This window comes from Amycolatopsis sp. FBCC-B4732, from assembly GCF_023008405.1.
Classification (GTDB): domain Bacteria; phylum Actinomycetota; class Actinomycetes; order Mycobacteriales; family Pseudonocardiaceae; genus Amycolatopsis; species Amycolatopsis pretoriensis_A.
The window spans coordinates 8181199-8193405 of the sequence record NZ_CP095376.1 but is presented as its reverse complement, the minus strand read 5'-3'; the positions used below and the strand labels follow the sequence as shown (position 1 = coordinate 8193405).

Genomic DNA, 12207 nt, shown 5'->3' with positions numbered 1-12207 from the left:
TCAGCCGTTCCCGATGCCGTTTTCCGCGGCCCACTGCTTCAGCTCGGCCACGGCGTCGTCGTGGTCCAGCGGCCCGCGGTCCAGGCGCAGGTCCTTCAGGAACTTCCACGCCTTCCCGACGTCCGGCCCCGGCTTGATGCCGAGCAGCTCCATGATCTGCTCGCCGTTGAGGTCCGGGCGGACCCGGTCGAGGTCCTCCTTGGCCTTCAACGCCGTGATGCGGGCCTCGAGGTCGTCGTAGGTCGCCTGCAGCGCGGCCGCCTTCCGGCGGTTGCGCGTGGTGCAGTCGGCGCGGACCAGCTTGTGCAGGCGGGTCAGCAGCGGACCGGCGTCGGTGACGTACCGGCGGACCGCCGAATCCGTCCACTCGCCCTTGCCGTAGCCGTGGAACCGCAGGTGGAGGAACACGAGCTGGGAGACGTCGTCGACGATCTCCTTGGAGAACTTCAGCGCCCGCAAACGTTTGCGGGCCATCCGCGCACCGACCACCTCGTGGTGGTGGAAGCTCACGCCGCCGCCCGGCTGGAACTCCCGCGTCGCCGGCTTCCCGGCGTCGTGCAGCAGCGCCGCCAGTCGCAGGATCAGATCGGGTCCGGACGCCGGCTCGTGCGAAGTCTCCAGCTCGATCGCCTGGGCGAGCACGGTCAGCGAGTGCTGGTAGACGTCCTTGTGCTGGTGGTGCTCGTCGATGGCCAGCCGCATCCCGGGCACCTCGGGCAGCACCCGGTCGGCCAGCCCGGTGTCGACCAGCAGCTCCAGGCCCGGCCGCGGGTCGGCGGCCAGCAGCAGCTTCGACAGCTCGGCCTGCACGCGCTCGGCGGTGATCCGGTCGATCTCGCCCGCCATCGACGTCATCGCGTCGACCACCCGCGGCGCGGCGGTGAAGCCCAGCTGCGCGGCGAACCGGGCGGCCCGCAGCATCCGCAGGGGATCGTCGGCGAACGACTCCTGCGGCGTCGCCGGCGTGTCGAGGACCTGCTCCCGCAGCGCGCTCAGCCCGTCGTGCGGGTCGATGAACGTGCCCGACGCCAGCTCGACGGCCATCGCGTTGACCGTGAAGTCGCGGCGGAGCAGGTCGCCCTCGATGCTGTCGCCGAAGGTGACCTCGGGGTTGCGGCCGACGCGGTCGTAGCTGTCCGCGCGGAACGTCGTGATCTCGAGCTGCATGCCCTTCTTGGTCACGCCGATCGTGCCGAACGCGATCCCGACGTCCCAGACGGCGTCGCCCCAGCCGCTGACGATCTTCAGCACCCGGTCGGGGCGCGCGTCGGTGGTGAAGTCGAGATCGCCGGACGGCCGGTCCAGCAGCGCGTCCCGCACGCTGCCGCCGACCAGGTAGAGGCGGTGGCCCGCACTGGCGAACCTCTCCGCCAGTTCCTCGGCCAGGGGGGAGACCCGCATCAGCTCCACCACCGCGTTCTGCTTGACGACCACGTCGTTCACGAAAATCCCACTACGTTCCAGGTGCGCTTGCTCCGAGCACCGCCGGACACGGACACGGAGAGCCAGCCTACCGGGGCAACCGTTTGCTCTAGCATCGCAGCATGTCTGGATCAGCCGGCCGACCCGGCGCCTCGAAGCCGCGCAGGCGGCGCAGGCGTCAGCGCGGCAGGCGCCTGACCACGGTCGACGAGACGTCGGCCGGTGGCCTCGTGGTGGACGCGGCGCGCGAACAGGCGGTGCTGATCGGCCGGCTCGACCGGCACGGCAGACTGCTGTGGTCGCTGCCCAAGGGCCACATCGAGGACGGTGAGACGGTGGAACAGACGGCCGTGCGCGAGGTGAAGGAGGAAACCGGCATCTCCGCGCGCGTCATGCGTCCGCTGGGCACCATCGACTACTGGTTCGTGGCCGAGCGGCGGCGCATCCACAAGACCGTCCACCACTTCCTGCTCGAGGCGCTGGGCGGTGAGCTGTCCGACGAGGACGTCGAGGTCACCGAGGTGGCCTGGGTCCCGCTGGCCGAGCTGGAGACCAAACTCGCCTACTCCGACGAGCGCAAGCTCGTCCGGAAGGCCAAGGAACTTTTCGCGCGCCCGGACGTCCACGGACGAGACGAGCACGCCCCTGAGGGAGCCCCCGAGTGAAGCGGTTCGCCGCAGCCTTCCTTTCCGTCCTCTTCCTGGCCGTCCCCGCCCTCGCCGGCGCCTCGGTGGCCCAGGCGGAGGAAGGTGCCCGCCTGCGCGTCGACCTGAACGAGCTCGCCCCGCGCGTGATCACCGGGTCGACCACGACGCTGACCGTCGCAGGCACGGTGACCAACACCGGCGACCGGAAGGTCACCCGGCCGCAGGTCCGCCTGCAGGTCGGTGACCGGGTCACGACCTCGCGCGGGGTCAACGACGTGCTCTCCGGCGCCGTCCTCAAGGACAGCCCGCTGACCGACTTCGCCCCCGTCGCGGACGCGCTGGACCCCGGACAGAGCGCGCCGCTGAACATCACGGTGAACCTGACCGGCCCCCGCGCGGAGCGGTTCAGCCGTCCCGGCGTCTACCCGCTGCTGGTGAACGTGAACGGCACGCCGGAGTTCGGCGGGCCCGCCCGGCTCGGCGCGGTCAGCATGCTGATGCCGGTGCTCACCGGGCCCGGCAAGCAGTCGAGCAGTCGCGCGGGTGCGCCGAGCATGACCATGCTCTGGCCGCTGACCAGCAGCGTCCCGCAGGTGTACGCGGCCCCGTACGGCCAGCCGCTGGTGCTGCGCGACGACCGCCTCGCCGCCGAGATCAGCGGCGATGGCCGGCTGAACGCACTGGTCGGCGCCGCGACCACGGCCGTGCGCGGCAGCTCGAACCTCGCGAAGTCGATGTGCTTCGCCCTCGACCCGGACCTGCTGACCACCATCGACGCGATGAGCCGCGGCTACCAGGTGCACACCGACGGCGGGAACGTCGACGGCAAGGGCACCGAGGCCGCGAAGGCGTGGCTCGCCGCGCTCAAGACGCTGCTGACCGGCCGGTGCGTCGTGACGCTGCCCTTCGCCGACGCCGACCTCGAGACCGTCGCCAAGATCCGCCCGGGCGACGCCACGCTGGTCACCGGCGCGGTGTCGGGCGCGGCCGCGATCCAGCAGCTGGCCGGCGTCACGCCGCAGACCGGGGTGCTCTGGCCGGGCGGCACGCCGAGCGAAGCGGTGCTCACGGCGTTGTCGCAGGCCGGCGTCCGCACGGTGCTGACCGACGCCGCCAAGCTGGCCCCCACCGCGGCCGGCGGCGGTGTCACCGTGCAGGGCAGCGCCGTGCGCGCGCAGCCGACCGACTCGCTGGTCTCGGCCGCCATGACGGGCGTGCCGACCGTGCCCGACTCGGTCACCTCGCCGGTGAACACCGAGCGGGCGATTTCGAGCCAGAACGGCCTCGGCGCCCTCGCGTTCCGGGCCGGTCTCGGCCAGCCGGCCGGCCAGGAGCGGCCCGACCACCTGCTGGTCGCCCCGCCGCGGCGCTGGGACGCGCCGGTCGCCGAGCTCACCGCGTACCTCGAGCAGGTCGCCGGCTTCATCACCGCCGGCGTGGTCACCCCGATCGCCCTCCCGTCGCTGCTCTCGGCCGACCCGGCCGCCTCCGGCGCGGTCGGCGACGGCGGCCAGGACCCGAACGCGGCGGTCGACCCCCAGGTCGCCGCGACGCTCGCGGCCGTCGACGGCCAGGCCACCGGCATGGCGTCCTCCATGCAGCTCGACCCGACCAAACGGGTGAAGCCGGACGACGTCGTCGCCCCGGTCCGGCTGGCCGAGCTCCGCGGCGCCTCGACGGCGTGGCGGGGCCTGCCCGCCGACGCGGCGACCGCGAACGCCCAGGCGGAGATCGCGGCGATCAGCGACCGGGTGAGCGTCCAGCAGCCGCGGCAGACCATCGCGCTGGCGTCGGGCAACTCCCCGCTGCCGGTGTACGTGGTGAACGACCTGCCGGTGGGCATCAACGCGCGGTTCACCTTGAGCAACAACACCGGCTTGCGCACGGACGACCGCAAGGAGGTGTCCTTCCCGGCGGGCGGCGGACGGCAGTACCTGCTCCCGGTGGAGGCGCTGCGGGCCGGCCGGTTCAGCGTCGATGTGTCGTTGAGCACCCCGACCGGTACCCCGCTCGGGTCATCCGCGCGCTTCGAGCTGACGTCCACGGAGTACGGCGCGATCACCATCATCGCGACCGTCGCCGCAGGTGTGGCCCTGCTTCTGCTCGCCTCGCGGCGCATCTACCGGCGGGTGAAGGACGCCCGCGCGGGACGCGATGTAGTGGACTGATCCCTCGGCCTTCGCGTGTTCCGCGCGGTTCCCGATTACCCTTGGTCCGCACGTGCGCGGCACCCGGCCGCGGCACCGGAGTAGAGCACCGAGGATTGGGCACGCGTTGGAGAGAGACCCGGGCTTACCACCCGAGCGTGCGAGTCGTCCTCGGCGCGAAGCCGCTCCGCCGCCGCAACGGGGCGACGGACCCCCGCGCGCGTCGCAACCGCCCCGCCGTCAGCAGCCGCCTCCACCACCCCCGGAGCGCGGCCGCAGGCAGCCGCCCCGCAACGGCCAAACCCGCCAGATGCCGCCCCCGGACGACGCCCCACCCCGCGCCGGCCGTGACGGCCAGCCTCGCCGCGAGCAGCCTCGCGGCGACCGGGTGCCCGGCGACGACCGCCCCCGGCGCGCCGCCCGGCCGGGTCGCGAAGAGGCCCCGCCCCGCGCGCCCCGCCGCGACCGCGACGACCGCCCCCGCGAGGACTGGCCCCCGGAGGAACGCGCCCCCCGCGCCGACCGTCCCGCTCGGGGCGACCGTCAGCGCGAGGACTGGCCCGCGGACGACCGCGGCCCCCACGGCGACCGCGCCTTCCGGGACGACCGAGCACCACGCGGCCCTCACGACGACCGCACTGTGCGCGACGACCGGGCACCGCACGACGACCGCGGCCCCCGCGACGACCGGGCACCCCACGCCGACCGGGCCCTTCGCGACGACCGGGCACCCCACGCCGACCGCGGCCCCCGCGACGACCGGGCTCCACAAGGGGACCGTGCCCTTCGCGAGGACCGGCCGCCCCGCCGCGTCCCGCCGCCCCAGCAGCCCCCGCCGCGCGGGGGACAACCGCCGCGGGGCGGACCCGCGCCGACGCGGGTCCAGCCCGTGCCGCCACTTCCGCCGCTTCCGGGCGGACCCCCTCCTGGTCAGCCGCCGAGCGGCGCTCAGCCGGGTGGCCTGCCTCCGGGCGGCGCCCAGCCGGGCCCGCAACCGAGTGGCGTACCGCTGCCGGGCCAGCCCCTGAGCGGCGCCCAACCCGTCATCACGCAACCGGGCGGCCCCCACCCAGGCGGTCCGCCGCCGGGTGGCCCGCAACCCGGCGGCGCCCCACCGGCGGCACCCCAGCAAGGCGGCTCCCAGCCAGGCGTCGGCCAGCCGGGCGGCCCCCCAGGCGGCGCTCAGCCAGGCGGACCGCAAGGCAGCCCCCAGCAGGGCAGCCCCCAGCCGAGCGGCGTCCCCCTGCCCGGCCAGCCCCTGAGCGGCGCCCAGCCGGTCACCTCCCAAGCAGGCGGCCCGCCGGCCGCGCCGCCGCAAGGTGGCCCCGGCGCGCAGCAGGGACGGCTCCCGCAGCCCAGCCCGCCGTCGACCCCGCCACCGGGCATCCCGGCGGCTCCGGGCACCCCGCCGCCCGGCACGCCCGTACCGCCTCGCGGCCGTGGCACCCGTCGTCCGGCGCCGGTGCGGCCGTGGCAGGAGGAGGCCCAGCGCCCGCCCGACCCGGAGGCCACGCGGTTCATCCCGCGCACCGCCGGCGTCCCGATGAACTCGCGCTGGCCGGTCGCCGACCCCGACGTCATGCGGCCGTACGACGCGCTGGCCACCCAGGTCATGCCGGCGCTCAAGACGCCGCTCGTCAAGCCGAAGCCGGGCGAGGACGCGCCGGAGGCACCGGCCAAGGCGCCGTCGCTGGCGAAGGCGTCCGGCCGGATGGCGATCGCGTCGCTGATCAGCCGGATCACCGGCTTCCTGTGGAAGCTGCTGCTGGTCGGCGCGATCGGCCAGGGCATCGCGAACGACTCGTTCAACGTCGCCAACACGATGCCGAACATCATCTTCGAGCTGCTGATGGGCGGCGTCCTCGCCAGCGTGGTGGTGCCGCTGCTGGTGCGGGCGCAGGACGAGCCCGACGGCGGCCGCGCCTACACCCAGCGCCTGATCACCGTGGCGTTCACGCTGCTGCTGGTCGGCACGGTGGTCGCGGTGTTCGCGGCGCCGGCGTTCACGAGCCTGTACGTCGACGGTTCCGGCAAGGCCAGCTCCGGTCTGACCACGGCGTTCGCCTACCTGCTGCTGCCGGAGATCTTCTTCTACGGCGTCTTCGCGCTGCTCTCGGCGGTGCTGAACGCCAAGCAGGTCTTCGGGCCGACGGCGTGGGCACCGGTGATCAACAACCTGGTCGTCATCTTCACGATCCTGGTCGTCTGGATCATGCCGGGCGACATCGACACCGCGAACCCGTCGATCACCGACCCCAAGGTGCTGACGCTCGGCATCGGCGTGACCGGCGGCATCGTCGCGCAGGCGCTGCTGCTGGTGCCGCCGCTGCTGCGGTCCGGCTTCCGGTTCAAGTGGCGCTGGGGCATCGACAAGCAGATGAAGGAGTTCGGCGGCCTCGCCCTCTGGATCCTCGGCTACGTCGCGGTCAGCCAGATCGGCTACACGATCAACACGCGCGTGCTGACCAGCGGCTCGCCCGGCGGTGTGACGGCCTACAGCAACGCCTGGCTGCTCTTCCAGCTGCCGTACGGCGTCATCGGCGTCTCGCTGCTGACGGCGATCATGCCGCGGATGAGCCGCGCGGCCGCGGACGGCGACCACAAGAAGCTCATCGGCGACCTCTCGTACGCGTCGCGGATCTCGACGGTGATGCTCGTCCCGATCTCCGCGGTGATGACCGTGGTCGGCGGCTCGATCGGCATCGCGCTGTTCACCTTCGGCAAGGGCACGGTGGAGACCGCCGAGCGGCTCGGCGACGCGCTGGCCATCTCGGCGTTCGCCCTCCTGCCGTACGCGCTGGTCATGCTGCAGATGCGCGTCTTCTACGCGATGAAGGACGCCCGCACGCCGACGCTGATCATGATCGTGATGACGCTGGTCAAGGTGCCGCTGCTGTACCTGTGCCCGGTGCTGCTGTCGCCGGACAACGTCGTGCTCGGCGTGATGATGGTCAACGCGCTGACGTTCGTGGTCGGTGCGATCCTCGGTCAGGTGTGGCTCTGGGTGACGCTGGGCAACTTGCGGAGCAAGCGGGTGATCGGCGTGATCCTCTTCACGGTGGTGGCGAGCGTGCTCGGTGTCGCCGCGGCGTGGGTCGCGGGCAAGCTGGTACCGGACTCTTTCGGGCCTACTTTCGGGGCCTGGGCGAAACTCCTGCTCCAGAGCGTGGTGGGCATCGTGGTCTCGTTCGGCGTGCTCATGGCGCTGAAGGTGGAGGAGCTGAGGCCGGCCACTTCGAGGTTCACCCGGTTGATCAAGCGCGGGTAACGATTCCGGTACGGATGGCGACGACTCCCGCGTCGTATTCTGGGTAACCTTGGCGGGGGAGCTAACGGGAGAGAGTGCGGGTGGACACGAGGCGGAGCGAACAGGCGGGGGGTGCGAACCACGTGGGCAAGGCCCAGGTCGGATCGCTGGCCCCCGGGCGCGTGGTCGGCGACGGCCGCTACCGCCTCCTCGCGCAGTTCGGCGTGGACGAGCGGGGTGACGCGCACCTTTGGCGTGCGCGCGACGGGCAGCTGAAGCGGGACGTCGCGCTGACCCTGCTGGTCGGTGACCCGGCCGATCCCGAGGCCGCCCGGCTGGCCCGGCGCACCCTCGAACGCGCCACCCACGCGTCCAAGTTCGGCCACGGCGGTGTCGCCCGCGTGCTGGACGTGCTCGCGCTCGGCAGCGGCATCACCTCGAGCGAAGGCCTGCTCGGCGTCGTCGTCGCGGAGTGGACCAAGGGCAGCGACCTGGTCGACCTCGTCGCGCAGCGGCCGGTGGCGCCCGCCGCGGCCGCGCGGATGGTGCAGGCGCTGGCCGAAGCCGTCGAACAGGCCCACCAGAACGGGCTCGTCCTCGGGCTCGACCACCCCCAGCGGTTGCGGCTGACGCCGAACGGCGCGCTGAAGCTCGCGTTCCCCGGCCCGCTGCCGGAAGCGACGCTGCGCGACGACGTCAAGGCGCTCGGCGCGGTGCTCTACCTGCTGCTGACCGGCCGCTGGGCGCTGCCCGGCGGCCCGCCCGCGATCCCGCCGGCACCACTGTCGCCGCAAAACCGGATCATCCCGCCCCGCCAGCTCGTGCCGACGGTCCCGGCGGACCTGTCGTCGCTGGCCGTCCGCACCATCGAGGACGGCGGCAACGGCGGCATCCGCACCAGCGCGGCCATCCTCCGGATGCTCGACCAGGTGGCCGAGGAGGAAGAGCGCACCCAGCTGATCAAGGCCGTCGGCGGTGACCCGGCCGAAGGCGAAGGCACCGTCTGGACCACGAAGAAGCCGGTCAAGGACGTCGCCCGGCGACGCAAGCTCGCGCTCGGCGTCACCGTGCTGGTGGTCGCGACCGTCGTCATCCTCGCCTGGGGCGGGCTGATGCTGATCAACGTCTTCCAGGGCGACTCGAAGGCGAGCGGGCCGACGATCAACGTCGCCGCGCCGCCGGCGTCGAGCCAGCCCGCCGGGCAGCCGCCCGCGCCGAGCCAGCCGGCCCCGCCGCCGTCACCCACCGTCGGCGCCGCGGTGAAGCCGCAGGCGGTGGCCGTCTACAACCCCGAGGGCAAGGGCGACAACACCGCGCGGGCGAAGTACGCGATCGACGGCAAGGCCGACACGCAGTGGCGGACCGAGCAGTACAAGCAGCAGTTCCCGGCCGTCAAGCCGGGCGTCGGGCTGGTCGTCACCTTCAAGGACCCGATCACCCTCAGCCAGGTGCAGGTGTCCGGCGGCACCGCGGGCACCAAGGTCGAGATCCGCTCGGCGACCGAGAAGAACCCCGACCTGGCCGACACGAAGGTGGTCGGCAACGGCGACCTGAAGGACGGCGACACCACGATTCCGCTGGCCCAGCCGACCCAGGGTGAGTACTTCATCGTCTGGATCACTCAGCTGGGTGGCGCCGACGAGGAGTTCCAGACCGAAATCGCGGACCTGACCTTCCTGCCTGCGGGGTGACCCACCCGACAGGGTCAGTAGGCTCTCCCGGGTGACAGCTGCAGCTCCCACGGATGCGGATCTGATAGCGGCTCACGCCGCGGGGGATCCTCATGCGTTCAGCGAACTCGTCCAGCGCCACCGGGACCGCATGTGGGCCGTCGCCCTGCGCACGGTCCGCGACCCCGAAGAGGCCGCCGACGCGTTGCAGGACGCGTTCATCTCGGCGTTCCGGGCCGCCGACAAGTTCCGCGCGGAGTCGCAGGTCACGACGTGGCTGCACCGGATCGTGGTGAACGCCTGCCTCGACCGGATCCGCCGCCGCCAGGCGCGGCCGACCGTGCCGCTGCCGGAGACGGGGTTCAACGAGCCGGCGTCGCCGCGGGACTCGATGGCCGAGCGGGAGACCAGCCTGCTCGTGCGCGAGGCCCTCGAGCAGCTGCCCGAAGACCAGCGCGCCCCGATCGTGCTCGTCGACGTCGAGGGCTACTCCGTCGCCGAGACGGCGAAGCTGCTGGGCATCGCCGAAGGCACCGTGAAGAGCCGGTGCGCGCGGGGCCGCGGAAAACTCGCGAAGGTTCTCGGGCACCTGCGGAACCCCGATGCGATTGCGAACGTCCCAACTCACGAAAGCAAACGGGCCGGGCGTCAGCCGGGTAGCGGGGAGGGACGATGACGGACGAAAGCCGGGGGATCGGGGGGACCGTCGGTCCGCCCTGGTCTGTCGACGTGCTCGCCGACCTCCACGCCGGAGTGCTGGACGACGCTCAGGCGGCCGAGTTGTGGCCGCTGGTCGACGCGGATCCGGAAGCCCGGGCGATCCTGGAGGCCCTCGACGCCACCCAGGCCGACCTGGCCGCGCTAGCCGACGCGCCGGTCCCGCCGATGCCCGCGGAGTTCGCGGCGCGGCTGGACGCGGCGCTGGCCGCCGAAGCAGCCGCCCACTTTCGTGAGACCTCGCCGGCAGCTCCGGCACCGCGGGACGCCCAGGTGGTGGACCTCGCGGCGGCCCGGCGGCGGCGGAACAAGCGGCTCGGCTGGGCCGCGGGGGTGCTGACCGCGGCCGCGGCGGCGGTCGTCGCCGTGACGGTCGCCATCCCCGGCACGTCGCAGCAGACCGGCACCCCGAACGTCGCCGCACCGGCGCCTTCGGGTCCGTCGGTGGGCAACGACGGTGCCGGGGCGCAGGCCCTGGTCGGCAAGGCGATCGGCGTCCGCGACTTCGGTCCGCTGCAGAACGAGGACAAGCTGGACGCGTGCATCGCGGCCGCCGGGCTCGACCCCAAGGTGCGCCCGGAGGGCATCCGCCCGGTGAACGTCGGCGGCAAGGCCGGGGTGATGATCATCTTGACCACCGGCAAGCTCGCCCAGTTCCGCCTGGTCGCCTTCGGCGCCGACTGCGGGCCCGGTAATCCGGCTGTGTTGTTCGACAAGGTCGTTGGGGAGAAGTAGCGGCTGTCACGGCTGGGAACATGGCCACCTACCATCGTGTTGAGCCTGGTACACGGGTCACTACGAGCGGAGGTCACGGGTGGCTGCCGAGGAAATCAGGAACCTGATCATCGTCGGGTCGGGTCCTGCCGGATACACCGCTGCCGTTTATGCGGCACGGGCCCAGCTGGAACCGCTGGTGTTCGAGGGCACGCAGTTCGGCGGCGCGCTGATGACGACGACCGAGGTCGAGAACTTCCCCGGGTTCCGCGACGGCATCATGGGGCCGGACCTGATGGAGGAGATGCGCAAGCAGGCGGAGCGCTTCGGCGCCGAGCTGCGCGCGGAGGACGTCGAGTCGCTGGAGCTGACCGGGGACGTGAAGTACGTCCACGCGAACGGCAAGCGCTACGCCGCCCGCGCGGTCATCCTCGCCATGGGCGCGGCGGCGCGGTACCTGAACGTGCCGGGCGAGCAGGAGCTGCTCGGCCGCGGTGTCTCGGCCTGTGCGACCTGTGACGGTTTCTTCTTCCGGGACCACGACATCGTGGTCGCCGGCGGTGGCGACTCGGCGATGGAGGAGGCGACCTTCCTGACGAAGTTCGCGAAGTCCGTCACCCTCGTCCACCGGCGCGACGAGTTCCGCGCGTCCAAGATCATGCTCGAGCGCGCCCGCGCGAACGAGAAGATCAAGTGGAAGCTGAACTCGCAGATCACCGGCGTGCTCGGCGACGGCAAGGTCGAAGGCCTGCGGCTGAAGGACACCAAGGACGGCAGCGAGTCGACGCTGGACGTCTCGGGCTTCTTCGTCGCGATCGGCCACGACCCCCGCAGCCAGCTGGTGAAGGGCCAGGTCGACCTGGACGAGGACGGCTACGTCATCACCCAGGGCCGCTCCTCGTACACCAACGTCGACGGCGTCTTCGCGGCCGGCGACCTGGTGGACCGCACCTACCGGCAGGCGATCACCGCCTCGGGCTCCGGGTGCAGCGCGGCGATCGACGCGGAACGATGGCTCGCGGAGCACGGCGAAGCGGACGCGCACGAGGCGGCCGAGCTCGTCGGCGGCGGCTACGGCGCGGGCACCAACTGACTTTCCGGCGTTCACCCATCCCTGAAGGAGCAAACATGACCAACACCGTGAAGGTGACCGACGCGACGTTCGTCGACGAGGTCCTGACCAGCGAAAAGCCGGTTCTCGTCGACTTCTGGGCCACCTGGTGTGGCCCGTGCAAGATGGTCGCCCCGGTGCTCGAGGAGATCGCGGCGGAAAACGGCGAGAAGCTGACCATCGCGAAGATCGACATCGACGAGAACCCGAACACGCCGCGTGACTACCAGGTGATGTCCATCCCGACGCTGATCCTGTTCCAGGGCGGCAAGCCGGTGAAGCAGATCGTCGGCGCCAAGCCGAAGGCCGCGCTGCTGTCGGACCTCGCCGACGTCCTCTGAGCTAAGACGCTCCCGGCGGACCCGGGGCCTGCGGGAATACTCCTGTGGGCCCCGGGTCTTCGTCGTTCGGGGGAATCTCACCGCCGTGGGCGAATCGAGCGTGACGAGGGCCACTAGAGGTTCACCACGAACGGGTTCTTGACGCACCTACCGGGCCTGCGCTGTCACCGAGAGTTCGCAAGGCACAATAG

Annotated in this window: 10 protein-coding genes; 8 read left to right on the top strand and 2 right to left on the bottom strand. The window is 72.3% G+C overall.

The genetic code is table 11. From position 1 onward, the window contains the following. Positions 1-1443, bottom strand: a complete 1443-nt coding sequence (locus MUY14_RS36825; RefSeq protein ID WP_247016313.1) for a CCA tRNA nucleotidyltransferase — start codon at positions 1441-1443, stop codon at positions 1-3. 101 nt (positions 1444-1544) lie between these two features. On the opposite strand from MUY14_RS36825, the gene MUY14_RS36820 reads away from it, so the two are divergent. Next, positions 1545-2087 (top strand): NUDIX hydrolase, encoded by a 543-nt coding sequence (locus MUY14_RS36820; RefSeq protein ID WP_163046934.1) that lies wholly within the window; start codon positions 1545-1547, stop codon positions 2085-2087. Then, on the top strand, positions 2084-4237 hold the full coding sequence (locus MUY14_RS36815; RefSeq protein ID WP_247016311.1) for a DUF6049 family protein: 2154 nt from the start codon (positions 2084-2086) through the stop codon (positions 4235-4237). The genes MUY14_RS36820 and MUY14_RS36815 overlap by 4 nt, the downstream gene beginning before the upstream one ends. A gap of 124 nt (positions 4238-4361) precedes the next feature. On the opposite strand, the gene MUY14_RS36810 is transcribed toward MUY14_RS36815, so the two are convergent. Beyond that, on the bottom strand, positions 4362-5417 hold the full coding sequence (locus MUY14_RS36810) for a hypothetical protein (protein WP_247016309.1): 1056 nt from the start codon (positions 5415-5417) through the stop codon (positions 4362-4364). A gap of 261 nt (positions 5418-5678) precedes the next feature. On the opposite strand from MUY14_RS36810, the gene murJ reads away from it, so the two are divergent. The 6 genes from murJ (at position 5679) to trxA (ending at position 12016) form a co-directional block, all read left to right on the top strand. Beyond that, entirely contained in the window at positions 5679-7484 is a 1806-nt protein-coding gene (gene murJ / locus MUY14_RS36805; RefSeq protein ID WP_247016307.1) for a murein biosynthesis integral membrane protein MurJ, read from the top strand. Positions 7485-7564: 80 nt separating this feature from the next. Next, a complete protein-coding gene (locus MUY14_RS36800; protein WP_360775414.1) occupies positions 7565-9154 on the top strand; it encodes a protein kinase family protein in 1590 nt (529 codons plus the stop codon). 31 nt (positions 9155-9185) lie between these two features. Continuing rightward, on the top strand, positions 9186-9809 hold the full coding sequence (sigM, locus tag MUY14_RS36795; RefSeq protein WP_125309327.1) for an RNA polymerase sigma factor SigM: 624 nt from the start codon (positions 9186-9188) through the stop codon (positions 9807-9809). Then, positions 9806-10585, top strand: a complete 780-nt coding sequence (locus MUY14_RS36790) for a hypothetical protein (protein ID WP_247016302.1) — start codon at positions 9806-9808, stop codon at positions 10583-10585. The genes sigM and MUY14_RS36790 overlap by 4 nt, the downstream gene beginning before the upstream one ends. Before the next feature lie 79 nt (positions 10586-10664). Beyond that, positions 10665-11657, top strand: coding sequence for a thioredoxin-disulfide reductase (trxB, locus tag MUY14_RS36785; protein ID WP_247016300.1), 993 nt, complete (start codon positions 10665-10667; stop codon positions 11655-11657). A gap of 35 nt (positions 11658-11692) precedes the next feature. After that, positions 11693-12016, top strand: a complete 324-nt coding sequence (trxA, locus tag MUY14_RS36780; RefSeq protein ID WP_247016298.1) for a thioredoxin — start codon at positions 11693-11695, stop codon at positions 12014-12016. Positions 12017-12207 lie beyond the last annotated feature (191 nt).